The sequence below is a fragment of the Bacillus sp. TE9106W genome, assembly GCF_054062215.1.
The window spans coordinates 522,846-544,321 of record NZ_JBSSFA010000001.1 but is presented as its reverse complement, the minus strand read 5'-3'; the positions used below and the strand labels follow the sequence as shown (position 1 = coordinate 544,321).

Sequence of the window (21,476 nt, the reverse complement as noted above, 5' to 3'; positions counted from 1 at the left end):
TGTCTAAAAGATTATCGAAAATTGGAAGAAGAAATTGAGTACTTAGAATACAAATTAAAAAGAACCAACTCTCAATTGCAACGTCAGATCAGTATCGATTCATCTGAAGATAAAATCACTACTGATTCAGACAATGCAGAACTGGAAGAATCTATTAAGCAAGTCGAACAAGAGTTGTTTTTGAAAAAACAATCACAGAAAAAGATAGTAGCGTTAATCGGAAAATTTGAAAGGTTGGAAAATCAAATCCTTACAATGAAACACATTGATGGAATGACATTAGATGCAATAGCTGACGAACTACACTATCATCCGAATCATATCAAAAATAAACATGCTGAAATTATGAGAAGGATTAGGTTTGCCGATGTTGGAATAAGCGTGTAAATAGTATTTCCAAACATAAATTAAGGGTTGAAATTTGGTATTTAAAATCTCATAAAAAGTGTTTTGAGTAAAAAGCATTCAGGAAGTACCATGTGGGAGGAAAGCTTGTTATAGAGCCATTCGTGACGTCTAAGGAAGGTGAGAAAATAGCTTACCCACCCCTCGACGCGCTCACCTCCTATAACTGGTGAAACAGAACTGTAATTTGACCGGTGAAGTTGAGTATCACTTGCTGAAGTGGACAAGTTTTGCGGATAAGTAATAAAAGATGGAGCAAAAGAAATCAAATAAAAAAAGGGGATGTTTATAGATGGGTATTATTAATAATTTCTTCAATACAGGTAATGAGAGCAAGTTAGACAAATTAACAGTAGCACAAGGAGAATTGAACTCTAAAGTATCAGATTTAAACAACAAGCTATCTCAGGTAGCAAAGGTCCTGGAATTAGCAAAAACAGATCTTATGATTGAAGAGAACGCATCTACCAAGAAAGCTGTTGCCAAATATGAAAAGTCTCAAGAAAAATTCCAAGCAGAACTGACTTCAGCTCAAGAAGAACTTAGCAAAGTTTCCAATGAGATCTCGGTTATTATGCAAGAGGAATCACACGCAGAGCTGGTGGGTACTGCTAGACAAGATGCGAAAGCCCAGGAGCGTATTTTAAAACATGCGAAGATTAAAGAGTTCTTTAGAAAAAAAGTAGAAGACACTGGGGATTTCCAAATGGATCGCTATTATCATTTGAAAATATTAGCTGAAAAACGTGGAGACTTAATATTCACGAGCTCACTAGGAGATCTGAACGATAACTACAAAGAAGTATATCGCGAGGAAGAGCAGAAAGTTAAAGTTAAAGTGGATAAGGATTTCGAGGAGTTCATGAAGGCTTTCGATAAATACTTCGGGGAATAAGGTTTCTAAACGTAGGAACTACTGGGTTACCTACTTAATCATCCTATCAAACAGGAAAGTAAGTGGAATACAATAGAAGGCAAGCGTCATTAATATATCAAAAGTTAATAATCAAAATATATAAGTGATCTAAAGCGGCTTGTTTTTAGGAGTGAATGTTTCATGCGAGGATTAAGTTATTTGAAATTATATGTAGGGTTATAGTATTTTCATTTTTTATTTTTATCTTATTACATTTCTCTATACTCATAGTTATACCAGTAGGTATAAACAACATATTGATTTACAGGAGGTTATTAGCTTAATGACCAAATCACTATATCGTATCCTTGAATTAGATAGAGAAGAAGTTTCTGCTTCTGAAAAACTAATCTTGCTAACGATAGCGATCTATTCAGATAACAAATTTATTCCGTTCTCTATTACAGAGTTAGAGTATTATACGAATTTGAGTAGAGCTACAGTTACAAGGCTGGTAAAACAAATAGAAGAAAAAGGGTTCATTGAGGTTCAAAGGAATGGAACAGCAACAAATGCTTACAAAGTTACACTGTGCAAATAAAGAAAGAGCGGGAGATTGCGGCTCCTACTCTTTCAAACACATAATCCCTTATGGAAAGGATGTATTAGTATGTTAACACAAGAAGAGCAGTTAGGAAATCTTGCAGAGAAAACTGAATTAGTTAAGGATTTATCTTGGATTGCACATTATTTACTTTCGGATGAAGGTTACACCAAGGAGAATGCAGCAGAAGCAATAATTAAGGTTATTAATAGAGAGTTATCTTTCGTTTCAAAAATTCGTTAGCATTTGTTCGGATAAGGGTATTGAAGTAAACAAAAGTATCAGTTTTATTAAGTGGATTGGTAACACTTATCGAACAAAAATGATTTAATGGAAATATATATCAAGTGTTAAAGGGTAAAGCAATACTATAAATACAGTGAAAGAATGGATAAAGAATAACTAAGGCGTGGGGATCCACGTCTTTTTTATAATTCATTGGGGAATCCTACAGATATATTTTGAAAGTAGGTGGAATAAATGGCTGAAGAACATAGATATCATGTAACTTTTTATTTTTCTAATGGGAAAGAATATGACGGTAAGATAACAAATAAGCGTAATAAAGAGGAATATTTAAAAGCTCTAGAAGATCTATTCCTTAAAGAAAAAACATTATTAGTTGCGGATATAGGTATGCTAATACAAAGTAAGTATATTACACATGTGAAAGTTATCGAAGTTGAAGCTAAACGTGCAGCGGACAAAAAAGATACGTGAATTATTAAGGACACTTGAGTCGAAGCGATATGAAGACGTTATATAGCCTGGGCGAGGTGGTAGAGCGCTCATCTACATTATGTAAGTATGCTGATGTACTTATACATTCATAAAGAATGAGAGTGGCCGTAAGTTCAATGTGCGTAAGGATAAGGGCAAAGGAATTAGCCTTACTATGTTGTTTGATAGGGGATAACTCTGATGGATGAATGCATAAAATCCTGCATAAATGAGGGTAAATGGCGATGAGTAAGGTTTGGGTGAAATCTTATAAACGTTGATATAACAACGATGTATACTTATACATTAACTGCTTTTTGAGTATTTATTAAGAACGTTGATATATCAGTACTTATGGGAGGTTGGTAGTTTACATAACTAAAGTTATCGGCAGTCATTTTAGTTTTCGTATGCAAATCCTATACATTGTGGAGGTACCTCCTTGAAGGGCCCTTCATCACTACATGCATCCCATGTATTATGAGGGGAGGGGGGTGTATACATGTCGATAGTAGCCATTTACAGAAACTATAGAATTACTTAAAAAATTTTTTCACTTTGAAAATTTTTACTTTAGAAATTTTTGCTTTAAGAAATTTGAGCGATTATGAAAGTTCCGGATTGACTATGTACTTGGGTTGTTCTTCCGTGGAGTATTTTCGAATGGATGCAATTTGATCCACGAAATAGTCCTGGCCGTTTTTTCGGAATGTTCTACGTTTGGAAGTTGAATGGTATGTCTTAGTGCCTAAAAGAGATTTATGTCTAGTGCTTTTCGTGACACTAGTTGTTTTAGTATCGATGACAAACATTTCGATTTCTTCCATTTGTAGAACTGCACCGCTTTTCATAGTAATCTCTGAGCCACGGTAAAGTTTGTTGTACATGGCATTCTTAAACCCTGCTTTTTTATCTAGTTTATTCTGGAACTTTATTTGGTTTGCTTCTTTTATAGCCTGATACCTATCGGATTCTTTTCTTATCCAGTTTTTCAGTGAAGATAGCATGTTTTCAGCTCCTAAAAGGGATGTTTGATTTAACAGTATACTACTAAGAATTACTAGGTCAACATTTTTATTATGAATTTTTGAAGATTAAATATAAAATATTAATTAAAAAAAGCAACTTGTCGTACAAAATGGCCACGTTGCTTTTTTTTACATAGATTAGCTGGATGAAATAATGGTATATCAGTATCTGAGTTTATGCAAAATTAGGTGGATTAGCAATAGTACAAAAGCTGCTTACAGATTGTTTGCGAATTGGATAAAGGTAACGATAATATGTTAAAAAAGATAATAAACATACGTTAGGTTAATTTAAACAACTTGTCATGTCAGCATTTTAATAAGTTGCCCTTGTTATTATTGTTCTAAAAGTTCTTCTATAATTTCTTTTATATGTTTAGTGGGCTTATCAACATGATGTAAATGATAATTTTCAGTTCTAACAAGTCCAGGGCCAACTATTGAACGAAGAAACGGAGAGATCTTTCCGGCATAATCATTAATAGTTTTGCATTCAGTATCTTCGGCCATTAGAATGCTATATTTACAGGTTATTTCTAATACAGGTTTGCCTTCATAATTTATCATTTTTCTAGAGCTGATGGATTCTACAAGTGCATTATTGTGTTTGATTTGAAAATTGTTTTGTTTAGTGAAATCGTAAGAAAGAATGACAGCTATGCCTATTGCATTAATCATAGATTTCCTCCTTTAGTAGTGATGTTTTCTAAATTATACCAGGATATATTGAAAGTAAACAATATTAGGTAACTGATGCATGGTTGCTCTATTAACTTTTGTCATAAAAGTAAACTTTTTATGAAAGTGAATTAGGCGATATAATAAACCTTATAACTAACAAATATTGTGAGTAGAAGGTGAATGCAAAATGGATAATACAATTATAGTCAGTCTAATAACTGCAGGGGCGGCTCTTGGTGGTGTGTTTGTAACAGGCTATGTGAATAATAGGAATGCCAAGCTTAATAGTAAGGATGACAGAATAAAATGGTATAATAGTTCTTTACTTCAAAATAAAATTGATATCATGAGTAAGTGTCAATTAAACTTAGTGAAAACTATCCATGCCATTGATTTTTTTTGTGGGGATACAGGTAGATTTGAAATGAAAGAATCTTTAAATTTAAAATATACTAATCCGTATCAAGCTCCCGCAATATGGGAATTTAATTATGATGAGGTTACTGAGAAACATAAAGAGAATTATATTGAATTGACTACTTCTAAAGCTAGAGAAATGGAAATGCAGGTAATGGAATTACAAGATTCATTAGAATTAATAAAAGTATACTTAAATAATGAAGATGAAAAGGCTATAGATGAAATTTCTAGATTGATTAAAGATATTAATCACCAATTATCAAATACCATTAGAAAATTTAATGTAAGTATGGATGGGTATGATTTAGCGAGTATACTTAATGCTTATAGTCATTTCGATAGATTCTATGACAATATTATAAGTAAAAAGAAACAAACGTTAAAAATTATATCGAAACATTTATATCCTAAACAATTAAGAGAGATAGAGAATAGTAATATTTGATGAAAGCATTCCTTCTGGAGTGCTTTTTATTATGCCAAAATTCCATAGATGGTGCTTCGTATGTTAGGGATACTTAAACGGTTTAAAGGTACTAATCATAAACAAGTAATACCAACTTTAATTGCAGCACACGATTCAATAGACAAGATGGTTGAAAAGGAAATGGCACAATTGAAGGCAATGAAGGAAGAGGAGGAAAAAAAGAAAATGAATATATACAAGAAGTGTAACAAACCAAGGAAGAAGAAAGATAAGAAGAACATCTACCATCATGAAAACAAACCATTCTATCATACTGATGCATGGAAGTATGTAAGGTCTCGAGTATTGGAAAGAGAGAATGCCTGCTGTCAACGATGTGGACAGTCCTTCTTTGATAGGCGTTCTCATGTTCATTATGTAATACCAATCAAAGAAGATTCAACTCTTAAATTAGAAGGAAATAACCTCAGATTACTTTGTCCAGGTTGTCATGCGATCGAAGAAAATGAAGATAAACCGAAAGAAGTTTTTCCGAGTTACTTTAATAGATGAGGTGATTGTTAATGAAACAAAAGAAAACATTATACTATTGTATGAACAAGAAATACGGATGGACAGAAGCGACACATAAATTACGTGAAGGTTTGAATTGTCCAAAATGTAACGGACCAACGAATTGTAAATTTGTATTGAAATACAAAAGCCCACCTATCAAAAAATAAAATTTGTCCACTGGGGAGGATAGGTAGCGTAGGGCATTTTTATCGTTAGACAACATTGTTAAAAAAAAGGGGGGGTGAAATGTCTACGAAAAACTATAAATCATTACATAATAAAAGCCACAACTCATGTGAGTGTGACTTACATGTTTTATTCAACCTCGAAGCGTAAAGTGATTAAAATTCCTAGTGAGAGTTCGGTAATTGGTTTGAAATTATTGATAAAGTAGAAATGAATAGTTCTCCGCAATATAAAGTGAAGAACTAAAAAGGCAGCGTATTCTACATTACAGCAAGCGAGAAATATGTAGAAGTAAGATAAAATTAAAAGCCGATTCCATTGTGAAGTGCACATCACTAGAATTGGCTTTTTTATGGAAAATAATATTAAACCTCATTTTTCGAAACAGGATTAAATGTTATTTTACAATTTTTAAGCTTTTATGACGAGATTCAGCTTCATGAATGTAAAAAGCGAATTCTTCAAGGGTAAATACATCTATATAAGTTTTTAATTCTTGTAAAGCTTTTTGTTGGAATTCTTGATCAAGTTGTGTATTGTTAATAACCACTTTAATGTCTTTTGTGTTCATATGATTAGATTCGAAATCATTAATATCATATATAAAGCTTTTTATTTCAGTGAAAAGTTTATTTTGTTGTTTATAATCAAAACTTAGGGCTTTAACAAACATCTGAGTATCGTTTAAATTAACAGAAAAATCAAAGGTTTGTTGATTTAAACTGTTTTTATATTGTGGTTGTCGTTCCACCCGAGAATTAAGACTACTGTTTGTAAACATTTTTGAAACTAAACGTTTAACCCGTTCTCTGCTAATACGCTCTGACTTCTTATTGTCATAATATAAATACATATCGCATAAATCAGTGATATCGGAGTCGATGTCATCACTTGCAAGTGTTCTTATCTCACTAAATTGTATTTGGTTTACGAAGTATGAAATTTCTTCTTCTAAGAAATGACGATGTCCAATAAATTCGGAACCTTGGAAGTCGAAGTGATTTGTATTAAATTGATACTCTAATGATTCGAGAAGAACTGAAATAACATCATTATCTATTTCATCATCAAAGTGCTTAATACGAGCTAAATTTTTAGTTTTGTGAAAGTGACACCATTCATCTTCAGGGATATGCGTAAGCACACCAATATTTATGAATTCATCACGTAAAATATCTGGAACGTATCTACAAACTGTATAATATATTGTTTTAGCACCCACTTATAGCTCCTCCTTTCCAATTTGGACATTGATCTTTGATTAATGTTAAGAATGCATTAATATTTCGGATACGATGTAGAATGAAGTCTGATAAGGCTGATTTTTCACCAGCCGTTAAACCCCATTCATCGGGTATTCCATGAAGACACCATTCTATATCTTCAGCTTTTAATCCTTTAATTTTTTCTAAGATTTTATTAAATGGATTATGACCATTAACACATTTTAATAAAATTCTATAATTATGTCCATGAAATTCTTTTACTAAACAAAGTTGCTCTTTCATTATTCTGCGTAATTGAATCTCATCCCATAATGCACCGATTTTGAAAACGTGACTGTGATCGATTATTAATAGTTTTTTTTCTTTAAAATCGAATAGTAGGTTGCCTTTATTTACGGTCCTATCATCATTATACACAATATGGTCAAATAATATTATTGAGGGAATATCCTCTTTGTTAACCATGATATTTAACATGGGTGGTTGAATAGATGATTGTGATTTATTTACAAATTGGCTACCGAAATGGACACCTGGTTGGACTCCTAATTCTGTTAATTCAGGAGAAGATGCAATAAACGATTCATTTATTCTAACTAATGCGGCATTTGGAATAGGTAGACCTAAAAGTTTAGCTAATTTATAACATACAAATTCATTTATTAATACTTTAGGTTCTTCTTTTGCATCAATAGTTTTAACCACATAAAGGTCATGTGTAGTTCGCATTAATAATGGTTTTGTAATTCCTTTTGGGATTTCGCGTTCAAATGATATTATATCGTATGTTGGAAAATCGAATTTGTTCAAATTATCACCTGCATTTCAACGTTAATAAAAAAGCCCTGCTCATGGAGGGAGGGGCATCATACTTTTGGTCTGAAATAGTACATAGTATGATTTAATATTATTGTAACAAGATAGAAGTTTAAATGTTGTCGAAAAATGTCGAAAAATTCCTATGTGAAAGGTTGAATTCTTTATGAGAACATTGGTTCCTCAGATTTTAGTAGCTCGTAAGGCTGAGAAGGAAGCTAAACAAAATGTGAAGTAATGTGATAAAAGAGATTTACTATATGGTGATAACCTTATGTGGTAAGATTTATTTACAACGTAAGGGGGGAACAAAGTGAATATAGCATTAATTATTACATCAATTATTTCATTAGCTACATTAATTGTATCAATTTATAACGCCAGAACTTTAAATGAAAACAAAGAAAAAGATCGTAGGATAGCCGTAGAATTATCAGAAAAAAGAAGAATGCAAAATGCTTTATTCGAACACATCACAAAAGTTCTTGATTTGGGTAGAAGGTGTAGTGTAGAAACTGATGAAAAAGAAAAGCGAAAGATGAAGTTTGAATTGTTATATCTTCGGCCGTTCATTTTAATTAACTTAGATAGAAAAAATCGTTTCTCAAAAGATTTAATGATGAACTGTTTTGAGTATATCATTTGTTATGTCCGTTTTGTTGAATCATCAAATGAAGCAGAAAAAAATAATTTTATTAGGGCTTCTGATGAAAATAAGAAGGTTATATGGGATCTGATTAACAAATATATTGAAGAAGAAAATAAGTTAATAGATGAATTAGTGTAGTCGCATTCAAAGGAGTGTGGCTTTTTGTTTTACATCGGATTTGATTATATTAGATAATTCATCAAGCAAAAAAGTGAACGGTTATGAAGAAAAACGTCCACTTTGTATCGTATGTTTTACATTAAATGTAGTTCATAATCCCCGTCAATACTGCTTGGATCTCCGAATGTTTCCTCGTATAGATTACCCACTTTTGTAAACCTATTTTTTAATGCAAAGTGGTAACCTTCTTTGGTTATAACTTCTTGTAATACTAAACGCTCGAAGCCCTTTTCTTTTGCAAATGTTTTAAACCATTCAAGAATAATGCTTCCTTTTCCTTGATTACTTGGTGTAATGCTTATAGCCGCAATTACTAAGTATGGCTTTGGGAAATACTCACTTCTAAGGTTAATTGTGACCATAGATTTTTTGGATGAAATATGTAAAGTATATTTAGAAAAACCTTCAAACAATTCTATTTCGTCTTGTACTATTTCTTCTAATAACAATTTTAATGTTTGAAAGTCATGTATATGAAGAGGAATTTTGATGAAGTTTTCTTTCAAAATAAGTAGCTCCTTTTAGCATCTGCTTTTTTTGTACTTACCCATTTCTATACACACGCCAGCCATTTTTATTGTGGCCCCAAACTGGCCCCAATTACATTCTTTTTTATGCTTTATCTTGCATTATTAAATAAAATAAAAAAAGCCCAGAAACCTTGATTTAACAAGATTTCTAAGACTTTTAATACGACTCTTTTCAGAGTACCGAGATTAACGAGAGTAGAACTCTACGATTAATGCTTCGTTGATTTCAGCTGGTAACTCAGCACGCTCAGCGTGACGAGTGTAAGTAGCTTCTAATTTGTCAGCATCGAAAGTTAAGTATTCTGGTACGAAGTTGTTAACTTCGATCGCTTCTTTAACAACAACAAGGTTGTTAGATTTTTCGCGAACGCTGATAGTTTGACCAGGTTTTACACGGTAAGATGGGATATCTACGCGAGCGCCATCAACCATGATGTGACCGTGGTTTACTAATTGGCGAGCTGCACGACGAGTGCGAGCTAAGCCCATACGGTAAACTAAGTTGTCAAGACGAGCTTCAAGAAGGATCATGAAGTTTTCGCCGTGCTTACCAGGCATTTTACCTGCTTGGTCAAATGTGCGACGGAATTGACGCTCAGTCATGCCGTACATGTGACGAAGTTTTTGTTTCTCTTGTAATTGTAAACCGTATTCTGAAAGTTTCTTACGTTGGTTAGGACCGTGAGGACCTGGTGCGTAAGGGCGTTTTTCTAATTCTTTTCCTGTGCCGCTTAGAGAGATTCCAAGACGACGAGACAGTTTCCAAGCTGGACCTGTATAACGAGCCATAGTTGACTCCTCCTTTAAAAATGTTTTTATTTACGTAAAATAAAAACAGACGTAATCGATATTTACGGGCATTTTGTTTTCATGTACCTTCGCTCCAGCAGCAGGGAGTTACGAGATACACCTCCGTAGAGGAACAAAATACAAACGATAAACTCACATTACAAGGCTGCCTTTTTATTTTACACAAACGCTATTATATCTTTTACCTAGAGTTTCGTCAAGCGAGTACGTTTTTGTTTTATGCATATAAATTTTGGAAATGAACAAGAAGGAATTTAAAACGATATAAAAGAAGAGATAGAAACACAAATAAAACGCTTACATAAAATGAGATAAAACGTTCATCAAATTTTTAATGATGAATATGCGGCAATAAAAACATAAAAGGGGATGTTTTTATGAAAAAGAAGCATATGGAGACAGCGTTAATTCATCACGGTTATACATCAGAGGAACATAAAGGAAGTTTAACACCGCCTTTATTTCAAACGTCTACATTTACATTTGAGACTGCGCAGCAAGGAGAGGCGAGTTTTGCGGGAGTGGATCCATCTTATATTTACTCAAGACTTGGAAATCCAACTGTAAAATTATTTGAAGAACGTATGGCGGTGTTAGAAGGAGGAGAAGAAGCTCTTGCTTTCGGATCCGGTATGGCAGCTATTTCAGCAACGTTAATTGGCTTTCTAAAAGCTGGAGATCATATTATTTGTTCAAACGGATTATATGGGTGCACGTATGGATTTTTAGAAGTGTTAGAAGAGAAATTTATGATTACGCATTCGTTTTGTGATATGGAGACAGAGACTGATATTGAAAAAAAAATCCGTCCAAATACGAAGCTTGTTTTCGTTGAAACACCGATTAATCCGACAATGAAATTAATTGATTTAAAACAAGTGATTCGAGTTGCGAAGCGAAATGGATTACTTGTCATTGTTGACAATACGTTTTGTTCACCTTATTTACAAAGACCGCTTGAAATTGGCTGTGACGCCGTTGTTCATAGTGCGACAAAATATATTGGTGGTCACGGTGATGTTGTGGCGGGTGTAACAATTTGTAAAACGAAAGCGTTAGCTGAAAAAATCCGCCCGATGCGAAAAGATATCGGCGGTATTATGGCACCGTTTGATGCATGGTTATTGTTACGCGGATTAAAGACACTAGCGGTAAGAATGGACCGCCATTGTGATAATGCAGAAAAAATTGTATCGTTTCTAAAAAATCATGATGCGGTAGAAGGTGTTTGGTATCCAGAAGGGGAGTTAGCATCTCGCCAAATGAAACGGGGCGGCGGCGTTATATCTTTTTCAATTAAAGGCGGGAAAGAAGAGACGCAGGCGTTTATTAATGACCTTCACTTTATTACAATTGCGGTAAGTTTAGGAGATACAGAAACGTTAATTCAGCACCCGGCAACGATGACGCACGCTGCGATTCCAGCTGAGTTAAGACAAGAAATGGGTATTTATGATAATTTAATACGTTTATCTGTCGGTTTAGAATCGTGGGAGGATATCGTTTCTGATTTAGAGCAAGCATTAAAGAAAATATCTACTGTTAGTAATCAATAAAAAAAGAGCTAGCTATCGGTTTTGTACGTAATGTACTCAATCGATAACTAGCTCTTTTTTGTTACATATGTTTTAGGAGTGTTTCCACAAACTTTTCTAAATAGCGCTGATCTACTTCGTCGAAACGATTTTTTTCAGGACTATCAATATCAAGTACACCGATGACATTCCCATCTTTTATGATCGGTACGACGATTTCTGAATTTGAAGCACTGTCGCAAGCGATGTGTCCTGGGAATTGGTGAACGTCTGCTACAAGCTGCGTTGTTTTCGTTTCAGCTGCAACGCCGCAAACGCCACGTCCAAATGGAATGCGCACGCAAGCAGGCATTCCTTGGAATGGTCCAAGAACAAGCTGATTTCCTTCTGTTACGTAAAAGCCAACCCAATTAACGCGATCTAAAAATTGGTTTAATAATGCGGACGCATTTGATAAGTTTGCGACTACGTTTGATTCGCCAGTTAATAATGCATCCAGTTGTTTTATTACTGTCTCATATTGCTGCACGCGAGATCCTGCATAACTTTCTTTAGTAAACATGGAAACAGCTCCTTTTTTATCGAGATGTGTAAAATGTTAGCAAAATACGATGTATTTCACATGACTTTGTCGATAGAAAATTAAAGGAATTTGTCTTAAAAGTCAAGAAATTTAAACTATAGCTGTTCAGTGAGAGGAAGTGAGCGCATGAAACAGACGAAACAAAAAGTAATTGATGCGGCAATATCGTTGTTTAACACGAAAGGTTATGATGGAACATCGGTGCGAGACATTGCAAAGCGAGCGGATGTGAATGTAGCGAATATTTCATATTATTTTGCTGGAAAGCAAGGCCTATTAGAGCAGCTTATTACTGATTTTTTAGAAGGGTATATTCATGTGATTGAAACGTCGTTTGAACAGAGAGAATATTTGTCGGCTAAAGATGTGATGGTGCAAATGGTACGCGGGATTTTACGATATCAATTTGAAAATAGGGAACTGACACGTTTTTTTTACCGAGAGCTTTCGCTTGATACGACATTAATTCGCGAAGTGATGACCGTTTATTTTTCTAAAGAAAGATATTATATAGAGCAAATGATTAGACAGGGACAAATGAAACAAGAATTTAAAAAGGTATCTTTTACAATGTTTATGACGCAATTAAAAGGCATGATGAATATGCCGTTTTTATACCCGCAATATATATCAGAAGTGTTGCATTCTTTTCCATCTGAGACTTTTTTCTTAGAAATGTACACGAAAGAAATTGAACAATGGATGGAACAAACATTATGTATAACGAATATGTACTATGAATGGCCAAGAGCTGTTCATATGTAAAAAATCCCCACCTAACGAACGGAGGTGGGGATTTTTGTGCTTTCTTTTCTTTGCCATAAATTGTTGCATAATAGCGCGATAATTGTTAATGAGGCGCCCACAATTTCAATTTTGTCGACTGTATAACCTCGAAAGATGGAACCGATAAGTGCAAGTACAGGAACTAAATTCATAAATAATATGCCGTTAATAGATGAAATATAGCGATTTCCTGCGTTCCAGCAAAATACTGCGATAACGCCTGCAATAATAGACATATATAAGAGTTCAAAACGAACGTTCATAATTGTAGATAGTGAAGGTACAGTAACGACGTTTGTATAAGTTAAAAAGGTGACGATAACGATGAGTGAAATTGAGCCAAATAAACAAGTTAACGTCGTATATCTGAGTGGTGACCAAGATTGAAAACTAGCACCACCATTTGTATAAATGACCCAGCAAGTAACGCCGCATAGCATAAGTATATTTGTTGAGAGGTGACTGGCAGCTCCAAATAATAAGTGAATATTTCCTTTTGAAATGACAAGCATAACACCAATTAGTGCAACGAACATACAAAGGAATGTGTAGTTTTGTGGGCGTTTATTTTTTGTTATCCACTGCAATAATAAAGCGATGAGTGGCATAAGAGACTGAATCATCGCGGCATGGATGGCTCCGGAAGGTCCGGCAAGTTGTTGTCCGTAGAAAACGAGAAAACCATATCCTGCGAAACCGACTGTTCCGTAAAAGAGTAACGAAAGTGTTTTCTTTTCTAAGCGGAGTGACTTTGTCCCTTCGGTAAGTAATAACAGAATAAGAAAAATAATAGCTGCTGATCCATAGCGAATCGTTGTGAAGAAAAATGGATCGATAAACTGTAAGGCGTTTGCCATGACAGGAAACATAAATCCCCAAGCCGTTACGGCAAGTAAGCATAGGAAGGATCCGAGTAGCATTTGTTTTTTGTTCAAGAGTATCTTTCCCCTTTACATTTCGTTATAGTAAGTTGATGAAATAAGTATAAAGAGTAATTGTTTATAGAAGGAAATATCGATTTTTTATGGCAGTTATAACTTTTTGTTAGAGGTGTGTACGATGGATTTGGAAGCAGTACGATCGTTTATTGAAGTAAAGAATACGCGAAGTTTATCAAAGGCGAGTAAGATTTTACATATTTCACAGCCAGCGCTTAGTAAACAAATTCAAAGGTTAGAGGCCGATTTAGAAGTTACTTTACTGAAGCGTTCCGCGCAAGGAGTGGAATTAACAAGTGCCGGAGAGTTATTTATAACAAAAATGTTACCGATTTTGGAGCACATACATGAAGTGAAAGCCGAGATGAAGAAGTTTCAAGAGAAGAGGAACATTTCGATAGGCATATTGCCAAGTTTAGCAGCACATTACATAGCAAAATGTAAAGGTATATTAGGTGACGAGTTCGAAATAGAATGGAAAATTGAGCATACGAAAGTACTGATGGGACTGTTTAAAGAACGGAAGATTGAAGCAATCTTCATCGATTCAGTAGTAGAAGGCGCTACGTGTATAAAAGAAATACGAGAAGAAAAAATTGTTTGTGTCGTTTCAAATGATCATCTTTATAAAGAGAAAACAGTAATCCGAATGGAAGATTTGCAAAATGAAAAGTTAATCGTATACCCAGAAATCTGTGATGTTAGGAAAATGATTACGAATATGTTTCAAGGGATAGGTGCGAAACCGATCATTGCATTTGAAACGTCTTATGCAGAACCGATGCTTGCGATGGTCGGTGCTGGATTTGGCGTCACGTTACTTCCAGAAATATCAGTAGAGCAAGCGATAAGGCAAGGAAATGTGCATGCCATTTCTATTGAACCGCCACTTGTGCGCAAAATTTATTTCGCATCTCATATGGAAGAAGGCTTTTTATTACATTCATTTGATGATGAGAGATAATCCAAACAGAATATTAAGAAAGATTACAACTACATTGAAAGAAACATGAAATTTTAAAAAAAACTAGGTCAAAAACAAGCCATTACATGGTATGATTAGTACATTGTTAGTTGTTAAATATAGGGGAATTCCCTTTTTATACATAATGCCTTCCATTTCATAAACGGAACGGACAAAAAAAGAGATATAACTAGGAGGCTTTTTTGCATGGATTCTATCCTGACGATCGTTATCATTGTAGTAAGCTCTATTCTAGTGCTGCTCATGATAGAGCTTGTGATAAGAAATCGTTCATATAAAGATATTGAAGCACTTGAGCAGTGGAAACAAGAGATAAAAGATAAACCTGTGGCAGATGAGCTAAAACGGGTGAAAGATTTAAATATGACGGGTCAAACAGAAGAACTGTTTGGTAAATGGCGTGAAGAATGGGATGAAATTGTATCAACAACGATTCCGAAAGCTGACAAAGATTTAGCGCAAGCGCGAAAATTCGCCTCGCAATTCTCCTTCCGAAAAGCAAAGCATGCGATGAATGAATCCATAAGTGGTTTAGATGACGCTGATAATCGTATTACAGACATTTTAAATGAATTACAGCAATTGTTAGAAAGCCATGAAAAAAATAGCTCAGAAATTGAAGGGTTACGTGATACATATCGTAGTATGAAGAAGAGTGTTCTTGCTCATAGACATATGTATGGAGCAGCAGAGCAGAAAATCGAAGAGATGCTAGACGCTGAATCTGAGAAATTTAAAACCTTTGAAGAAGCAACAAACAATGGCGACTATTTAAAAGCGAGAGAAATTGTTATTAGTTTGGAAGAAGGTTTAGCAGATTTAGAAATCATTATTCACCAAATTCCAGATTTATTGGTAGAGTGTCAAGCGACGTTACCAGTTCAGCTGGAAGATTTATTACACGGACATAATGATATGGTAAGACAAGGTTATGTATTAGATTATTTGGAAGTCCCTAAAGAAGTTCGCGATATGACGAAACAACTACAAACATGTTTAATAGATATACAAGAGCTTCACATAACGGAAGCGGCTGAAAAAGTAGAAAACTTGAAAACACGTTTAGATGGTTTCTACGATCAACTGGAACAAGAAGTACATGCGAGACATTATGTGGAGCAAAAAACGCTTTCTGTTTATGAAGATTTAGAAGAAATTCGCACGGAAACGATTGAAACAAAAGCAGAAACACAACTTGTGAAACAAAGTTATCAGTTACAAGATAAGGACATTGAGTCTCAAAAAGTAATTGAAAAGCAAATGCACATTTTAACGAAACGTTTTGAAATGCTACAATTACGCGTTGCGGAACAAGATATTGCCTTCTCTATTATCCGTGAGGAACTAGAAGAGATTTATGAGCAATGTGAAACATTAAAAGTACTTCATGCAGAATATAAAGAAATGCTGCAAACGATGCGTAAAGAAGAATTTGAAGCGCGTGAGAAGTTACAAGAAATGCGAAATACTATTTTTGAAACGAAACGCTTTATGCAAAAGTCGAATTTGCCAGGTCTTCCAGAGAGTATTATGGAAGATTTAAAAAGAGGACAAATGGCAATGCAAGCTGTATATGAGCAATTAGAAGTGAAGCCGTTAAATATGAATGCTGTAAATAGCAGTTTAGAAGAAGCTTACACAACTGTTAATGGTGTAGCTGAAATGACAGAAGAGTTAATTGGACAAGCGTATTTAGTTGAAAAATTAATTCAATACGGTAATCGTTACCGCAGTCATGATGAGAACCTTGCAGAGAGCTTAAATTATGCGGAGAAATTATTCCGTGAATATCAATACGATGCAGCTTTAGAACAAGCGGCTTCTGTACTAGAGCAACTTGAGCCTGGCGTTGTTCAAAAAATAGCTGAATATGTAGACAATGAACAAACCCTTTCATAAGGGTTTGTTTTTTTGTGTAATTTTGCAGGCGATGTTGCTATAATGAATAGCGGAATACAGTAAGGTTATTCGTTTCAAAATATAACGGAACCTTTGAGTAGTCTTAGCGTAATGACACGTATTTGTGATATGATTATATGATGTGACAGCGCTGAAAGGGGAAGAACGATGATCTATTTTGATAATAGTGCGACGACAAAGCCATATCCAGAAGCTCTTCAATCGTACGTAACGGTTGCGGGGAAATATTTTGGGAATCCTTCTTCTATTCATTCGCTTGGAGGAGAGGCAGAGCGTCTATTAACACAATCAAGAACAATTGCAGCGCAGCTTCTTCACGTTAAACCTTCTGAAATTATTTTCACATCAGGTGGAACGGAAGGGAATAACCTTGCGATTAAAGGGATAGCGATGAGGAATCGTTCGCGCGGTAAACATATCATTACAACAAATATTGAACACGCGTCTGTGTTTGAAGCATATAAACAATTAGAAGATCTCGGTTTTGATGTAACATATTTACCGGTTAATGAGCATGGTGTTGTATCGGTAGAGGATGTAAAACGAGCGCTTCGTGAAGATACGATTCTTGTGTCAATTATTCACGTGAACAACGAGACTGGAGCAATTCAGCCCGTTGCTGAAATTGGAACGTTATTATCGAATTATCCGAAAATAAGATTCCATGTGGACCATGTACAAGGGATAGGAAAAGTACCGCTTAGTTTATACGCTTCTCATATTGATCTTTGCTCAATATCTGGACATAAATTCCACAGTGTAAAAGGAACAGGCCTTCTTTACGTACGTGATGGCGTAAGGTTAGATCCAATTTTATCAGGTGGCCAACAAGAGCTGAAGTATCGCTCTGGTACAGAGAACTTACCTGGCATTGTAGCGATGGTGAAAGCACTTCGCATGACGATGGAACAAGTGAAAGAAAAAGTAGCTCATTTGCAAAGTTTACAAGCAGAGCTTGTCCGTTTCTTTAAAGAAATGGATGATGTAACAATCAATACGTCGCTTGCATATGCAGCACCGCACATTTTAAATGTATCATTTGTTGGTTTAAAACCAGAAGTGGTCGTTCATGCTTTAGAAGAGCACGGTGTATATGTATCAACGAAATCTGCTTGTTCTTCAAAAGCAAATGAAGTGAGCAGAGTGTTAGTGTCAATGGGAGTACCGCATGCCGCTGCTGCAAGTGCTATTCGCATTAGTTTGGCGCCAGAAAATACGATGGAAGAAGTAAAGCAATTTGAAGGTATTGTGAAAGAGACGATGCCAAAATTATATGAAGTGATGAGGTAAAGGAATATGATGACATATGAATATATTTTAGTTCGTTATGGAGAGATGACGACTAAAGGTAAGAACCGTTCTAAATTTGTAAGCACATTAAAAGATAACGTGAAGTTCAAACTGAAAAAATTCCCAAATATTAAAATCGATGCAACACATGACCGTATGTACATCCAATTAAATGGCGAAGATCATGAAGCGGTATCTGAAAGATTGAAAGATGTATTTGGTATTCATAAGTTTAACTTAGCGATGAAAGTACCATCAGAATTAGAAGACATTAAAAAAGGTGCATTAGCAGCTTTCTTACAAGTAAAAGGTGATGTGAAAACATTTAAAATTACTGTACACCGTTCTTATAAGCATTTCCCAATGAGAACGATGGAATTATTACCTGAGATTGGTGGACATATTCTAGAAAATACAGAAGATATTACTGTAGATGTTCATAATCCAGATGTAAATGTACGTGTAGAAATCCGCAGTGGTTATAGCTACATTATGTGCGATGAGCGTATGGGAGCTGGCGGTTTACCAGTTGGCGTTGGCGGAAAAGTAATGGTGCTTCTTTCTGGCGGTATTGATAGCCCAGTAGCAGCGTACTTAACGATGAAACGCGGTGTATCTGTGGAAGCAGTTCACTTCCATAGTCCACCTTTCACAAGTGAGCGCGCGAAACAAAAAGTAATCGATTTAGCACAAGAATTAACGAAATACTGTAAACGTGTAACACTTCACCTTGTTCCATTTACAGAAGTGCAAAAAACGATTAATAAAGAAATCCCATCTAGCTATTCAATGACAGTTATGCGCCGTATGATGATGCGTATTACAGAGCGTATCGCAGAGGAGCGTAACGCACTAGCAATCACGACTGGTGAAAGTCTTGGACAGGTAGCAAGTCAAACGTTAGATAGTATGCATACAATTAACGAAGTAACAAACTATCCAGTTATTCGTCCGCTTATTACGATGGATAAATTAGAGATTATTAAAATCGCTGAAGAGATCGGCACATATGATATTTCAATTCGTCCGTACGAAGATTGCTGTACAGTATTCACACCAGCAAGTCCAGCGACGAAGCCGAAGCGTGAAAAAGCGAATCGTTTTGAGGCGAAATACGATTTCACACCATTAATTGAAGAAGCTGTAGCGAACAAAGAAACAATGGTATTACAAACAGTTGAAGTAGTGGCGGAAGAAGAAAAATTCGAAGAACTTTTCTAAAACCATAAATTACCATATATAAACCGTGTATGAAGTCATGTTATTTATCACACTCTATACTCACAAGGAGGTGATATAACATGGCACGTAGCACAAATAAATTAGCGGTTCCTGGTGCTGAATCAGCATTAGACCAAATGAAATACGAAATCGCTCAAGAGTTTGGTGTTCAACTTGGAGCTGATGCAACAGCTCGCGCTAACGGTTCTGTTGGTGGCGAAATCACTAAACGTCTAGTTTCACTAGCTGAGCAACAATTAGGCGGTTTCCAAAAATAATCCCATATGATGGCTTAGAAAGAGCGGGTTCTCCCGCTCTTTCTTTTTTGTGCTGCGACGCTATTTGTTGGTAAGTCGATATATTTAATTTTTCGTTGATATATTCTAAGTTGTGTTCGATATATTCGACAGAACTAAAAAATTTGTCAAAAGATGAGGGTTCAAAATTTACAGAAAATTCTTTATTATATAAGGGAGGCATAAAGAAAAAGGAGGATGTTTATGAAGAGAGAGGAATTGTTGGCACCACCGTCTTATAATTTAGTTTCTGAAATAGAGAAATATACAGGTGATAAAGAGAAGCTTGCTTTAATTTGGCAAGATGATAAAGGGAATCGACGAGAAGTTACATACGCTGAGTTAATGAAAGGTGCAAATAAAATTGGAAACGCTTTTATAAAGAGTGGTCTGCAAAAAGGGGACAAGCTCCTCATTATGATGCCGCGTTTAATTGAAGCGTACATGACGTATATCGCAGCGATTAAAGCAGGATTTGTCGTAATTCCGAGTTCGGAAATGTTACGCAAAAAGGATATCGAATATCGCATTGGGCACGGGGAAGTAAAAGCAATCGTAAGTTATGAGCCTTACATTGGACAGTTTGATGATATAGAAGCGATGGAATCCCTTCAAAAGTTCGTTCTGAGCGAGCAGTCAGTAGATGGATGGATCAATTTAAAAACAGCGTTAGAAACAGAAAGTGACATGTTAGAAATGGCGAAGACAGATAAAGAAGATATGGTCTTTTTATCTTACACGTCAGGAACGACAGGAAATCCAAAAGGTGTTGTTCATACGCATGCGTGGGCATACGCTCATTTACGTACAAGCGCTCCGAATTGGCTCGGAATTGAAGAGAATGATGTTGTATGGGCGACAGCTAGTCCAGGCTGGCAAAAGTGGATTTGGAGCCCGTTTTTAGCAACTCTAGGCTCGGGGGCAACAGGATTTGTATACCACGGTAAGTTTGAACCGAAAACGTATTTAAATTTATTAGACGATAATAAGGTGAATGTACTTTGTTGTACGCCAACTGAGTATAGATTAATGGCAAAAGTAGAAAATTTAAGCGAGTACAATTTAGAAGCGTTACATAGCGCTGTATCCGCAGGTGAGCCGTTAAATAGAGAAGTCATTGAAACGTTCCAAAAGCACTTTCATATTACAGTGAGAGACGGCTATGGGCAAACGGAAAATACATTGCTTGTTGGTGTAATGAAAGGGATGGATATTAGACCAGGATCAATGGGAAAACCGACGCCAGGCAACCACGTTGATATTGTAGATGAGGAAGGTATGCCGGTAAGGGTAGGCGAAGTTGGTGATATTGCGGTTCATATTGAAACACCAGCCCTCTTTAAACAATACTATAAAGACGATGAGCGCACAGCGATGCAATTCCGCGGTGATTATTATATTACCGGTGATAAAGCGAAGAAAGATGAAGACGGCTATTTCTGGTTTGAAGGGCGCGGTGATGATATTATTATTAGCTCTGGTTATACAATCGGGCCGTTTGAAGTAGAAGATGCGCTCGTAAAGCACCCTTACGTAAGAGAATGTGCGGTTGTTGCAAGCCCTGATGAAATTCGCGGAAGTGTCGTGAAGGCATTTATCGTATTAAGAGAGAATATAGAAAAGAACGAAGAAACATTAATTCCAATACTCCAACAACACGTCAAAGAACTTACTGCACCATATAAATACCCTCGTAAAATTGAATTTGTAGATGAACTACCAAAAACGATTTCTGGAAAAATCCGCCGTATTGAACTTAGAAAACAAGAGATGGAGATTCCGTCAAAATAAATTTGAAAACAGTGAAGGAAATAGTTGAATGAAATGGC

At 35.4% G+C, this 21,476-nt stretch carries 25 protein-coding genes; 17 read left to right on the top strand and 8 right to left on the bottom strand.

The window, feature by feature from the left end; genetic code table 11:
- Positions 1 to 21 precede the first annotated feature (21 nt).
- From ACVWY7_RS02980 to ACVWY7_RS02960, 5 genes are all read left to right on the top strand, one after another.
- Positions 22 to 387 (top strand): sigma-70 RNA polymerase sigma factor region 4 domain-containing protein, encoded by a 366-nt coding sequence (locus tag ACVWY7_RS02980; RefSeq protein WP_254912564.1) that lies wholly within the window; start codon positions 22 to 24, stop codon positions 385 to 387.
- A 310-nt stretch (positions 388 to 697) separates the two neighbouring features.
- Positions 698 to 1,300, top strand: a complete 603-nt coding sequence (locus tag ACVWY7_RS02975) for a hypothetical protein (RefSeq protein ID WP_142245076.1) — start codon at positions 698 to 700, stop codon at positions 1,298 to 1,300.
- A gap of 304 nt (positions 1,301 to 1,604) precedes the next feature.
- On the top strand, positions 1,605 to 1,862 hold the full coding sequence (locus ACVWY7_RS02970; RefSeq protein WP_078386862.1) for a MarR family transcriptional regulator: 258 nt from the start codon (positions 1,605 to 1,607) through the stop codon (positions 1,860 to 1,862).
- A 69-nt stretch (positions 1,863 to 1,931) separates the two neighbouring features.
- Positions 1,932 to 2,108 (top strand): hypothetical protein, encoded by a 177-nt coding sequence (locus ACVWY7_RS02965; RefSeq protein WP_172107518.1) that lies wholly within the window; start codon positions 1,932 to 1,934, stop codon positions 2,106 to 2,108.
- Positions 2,109 to 2,345: 237 nt separating this feature from the next.
- On the top strand, positions 2,346 to 2,585 hold the full coding sequence (locus tag ACVWY7_RS02960; protein ID WP_078386863.1) for a hypothetical protein: 240 nt from the start codon (positions 2,346 to 2,348) through the stop codon (positions 2,583 to 2,585).
- Positions 2,586 to 3,190: 605 nt separating this feature from the next.
- Here ACVWY7_RS02960 and ACVWY7_RS02955 read toward each other — a convergent pair.
- The gene (locus tag ACVWY7_RS02955; protein WP_456523656.1) at positions 3,191 to 3,592 is read right to left on the bottom strand and encodes a hypothetical protein; all 402 of its coding nucleotides are present in this window, start codon (positions 3,590 to 3,592) and stop codon (positions 3,191 to 3,193) included.
- 357 nt (positions 3,593 to 3,949) lie between these two features.
- Complete coding sequence (locus ACVWY7_RS02950) at positions 3,950 to 4,291, bottom strand: cytoplasmic protein (RefSeq protein WP_456523655.1); 342 nt, start codon at positions 4,289 to 4,291, stop codon at positions 3,950 to 3,952.
- Positions 4,292 to 4,481: 190 nt separating this feature from the next.
- Between ACVWY7_RS02950 and ACVWY7_RS02945 the strand changes: the two genes are divergently transcribed.
- The 3 genes from ACVWY7_RS02945 to ACVWY7_RS02935 all read left to right on the top strand — a co-directional run bounded on the left by ACVWY7_RS02945 (position 4,482) and on the right by ACVWY7_RS02935 (position 5,863).
- Complete coding sequence (locus tag ACVWY7_RS02945) at positions 4,482 to 5,159, top strand: hypothetical protein (RefSeq protein ID WP_456523654.1); 678 nt, start codon at positions 4,482 to 4,484, stop codon at positions 5,157 to 5,159.
- A 180-nt stretch (positions 5,160 to 5,339) separates the two neighbouring features.
- Positions 5,340 to 5,693 (top strand): HNH endonuclease, encoded by a 354-nt coding sequence (locus ACVWY7_RS02940; protein ID WP_456523668.1) that lies wholly within the window; start codon positions 5,340 to 5,342, stop codon positions 5,691 to 5,693.
- 11 nt (positions 5,694 to 5,704) lie between these two features.
- Positions 5,705 to 5,863, top strand: a complete 159-nt coding sequence (locus ACVWY7_RS02935; protein WP_456523653.1) for a hypothetical protein — start codon at positions 5,705 to 5,707, stop codon at positions 5,861 to 5,863.
- A 416-nt stretch (positions 5,864 to 6,279) separates the two neighbouring features.
- Here ACVWY7_RS02935 and ACVWY7_RS02930 read toward each other — a convergent pair whose 3' ends face one another.
- On the bottom strand, positions 6,280 to 7,104 hold the full coding sequence (locus tag ACVWY7_RS02930) for a DUF3037 domain-containing protein (protein WP_456523652.1): 825 nt from the start codon (positions 7,102 to 7,104) through the stop codon (positions 6,280 to 6,282).
- Positions 7,094 to 7,918 (bottom strand): HipA family kinase, encoded by an 825-nt coding sequence (locus ACVWY7_RS02925; RefSeq protein ID WP_456523651.1) that lies wholly within the window; start codon positions 7,916 to 7,918, stop codon positions 7,094 to 7,096. Before ACVWY7_RS02925 ends, ACVWY7_RS02930 begins: the two co-directional genes overlap by 11 nt.
- 319 nt (positions 7,919 to 8,237) lie before the next feature.
- Between ACVWY7_RS02925 and ACVWY7_RS02920 the strand changes: the two genes are divergently transcribed.
- The gene (locus tag ACVWY7_RS02920) at positions 8,238 to 8,711 is read left to right on the top strand and encodes a hypothetical protein (RefSeq protein WP_456523650.1); all 474 of its coding nucleotides are present in this window, start codon (positions 8,238 to 8,240) and stop codon (positions 8,709 to 8,711) included.
- A 116-nt stretch (positions 8,712 to 8,827) separates the two neighbouring features.
- Here ACVWY7_RS02920 and ACVWY7_RS02915 read toward each other — a convergent pair whose 3' ends face one another.
- Together ACVWY7_RS02915 and rpsD are read right to left on the bottom strand one after the other, a co-directional pair.
- Positions 8,828 to 9,259, bottom strand: coding sequence for a GNAT family N-acetyltransferase (locus ACVWY7_RS02915; protein ID WP_456523649.1), 432 nt, complete (start codon positions 9,257 to 9,259; stop codon positions 8,828 to 8,830).
- A 210-nt stretch (positions 9,260 to 9,469) separates the two neighbouring features.
- A complete protein-coding gene (gene rpsD / locus ACVWY7_RS02910; protein ID WP_000135311.1) occupies positions 9,470 to 10,072 on the bottom strand; it encodes a 30S ribosomal protein S4 in 603 nt (200 codons plus the stop codon).
- Positions 10,073 to 10,470: 398 nt separating this feature from the next.
- Between rpsD and megL the strand changes: the two genes are divergently transcribed.
- A complete protein-coding gene (gene megL, locus ACVWY7_RS02905) occupies positions 10,471 to 11,649 on the top strand; it encodes a methionine gamma-lyase (RefSeq protein WP_073522123.1) in 1,179 nt (392 codons plus the stop codon).
- A 61-nt stretch (positions 11,650 to 11,710) separates the two neighbouring features.
- Here the strand turns inward: megL and ACVWY7_RS02900 are convergent, their stop codons facing one another.
- Positions 11,711 to 12,190 carry a GAF domain-containing protein gene (locus ACVWY7_RS02900; protein ID WP_000494335.1) on the bottom strand — a complete coding sequence of 160 codons (480 nt, stop codon included), beginning with the start codon at positions 12,188 to 12,190 and terminating at the stop codon, positions 11,711 to 11,713.
- Positions 12,191 to 12,337: 147 nt separating this feature from the next.
- Between ACVWY7_RS02900 and refZ the strand changes: the two genes are divergently transcribed.
- Complete coding sequence (gene refZ / locus ACVWY7_RS02895) at positions 12,338 to 12,976, top strand: forespore capture DNA-binding protein RefZ (protein WP_000814927.1); 639 nt, start codon at positions 12,338 to 12,340, stop codon at positions 12,974 to 12,976.
- Positions 12,977 to 12,987: 11 nt separating this feature from the next.
- Here refZ and ACVWY7_RS02890 read toward each other — a convergent pair whose 3' ends face one another.
- Positions 12,988 to 13,932, bottom strand: a complete 945-nt coding sequence (locus ACVWY7_RS02890) for a DMT family transporter (protein ID WP_073522121.1) — start codon at positions 13,930 to 13,932, stop codon at positions 12,988 to 12,990.
- A gap of 124 nt (positions 13,933 to 14,056) precedes the next feature.
- On the opposite strand from ACVWY7_RS02890, the gene ACVWY7_RS02885 reads away from it, so the two are divergent.
- The 6 genes from ACVWY7_RS02885 to mbcS all read left to right on the top strand — a co-directional run bounded on the left by ACVWY7_RS02885 (position 14,057) and on the right by mbcS (position 21,438).
- Positions 14,057 to 14,899: a LysR family transcriptional regulator gene (locus ACVWY7_RS02885; protein ID WP_456523667.1), complete on the top strand. Its 843-nt coding sequence runs from the start codon at positions 14,057 to 14,059 to the stop codon at positions 14,897 to 14,899.
- 207 nt (positions 14,900 to 15,106) lie between these two features.
- On the top strand, positions 15,107 to 16,819 hold the full coding sequence (ezrA, locus tag ACVWY7_RS02880; protein ID WP_000377289.1) for a septation ring formation regulator EzrA: 1,713 nt from the start codon (positions 15,107 to 15,109) through the stop codon (positions 16,817 to 16,819).
- A 168-nt stretch (positions 16,820 to 16,987) separates the two neighbouring features.
- Positions 16,988 to 18,130 carry a cysteine desulfurase family protein gene (locus tag ACVWY7_RS02875; protein ID WP_000638967.1) on the top strand — a complete coding sequence of 381 codons (1,143 nt, stop codon included), beginning with the start codon at positions 16,988 to 16,990 and terminating at the stop codon, positions 18,128 to 18,130.
- Positions 18,131 to 18,136: 6 nt separating this feature from the next.
- Positions 18,137 to 19,351 carry a tRNA uracil 4-sulfurtransferase ThiI gene (gene thiI / locus ACVWY7_RS02870; RefSeq protein ID WP_000989285.1) on the top strand — a complete coding sequence of 405 codons (1,215 nt, stop codon included), beginning with the start codon at positions 18,137 to 18,139 and terminating at the stop codon, positions 19,349 to 19,351.
- 80 nt (positions 19,352 to 19,431) lie between these two features.
- Positions 19,432 to 19,629 (top strand): alpha/beta-type small acid-soluble spore protein, encoded by a 198-nt coding sequence (locus tag ACVWY7_RS02865; RefSeq protein WP_000124488.1) that lies wholly within the window; start codon positions 19,432 to 19,434, stop codon positions 19,627 to 19,629.
- Between the two features lie 222 nt (positions 19,630 to 19,851).
- Positions 19,852 to 21,438 (top strand): acyl-CoA synthetase MbcS, encoded by a 1,587-nt coding sequence (gene mbcS / locus ACVWY7_RS02860; protein WP_000817748.1) that lies wholly within the window; start codon positions 19,852 to 19,854, stop codon positions 21,436 to 21,438.
- Positions 21,439 to 21,476: the final 38 nt, after the last annotated feature.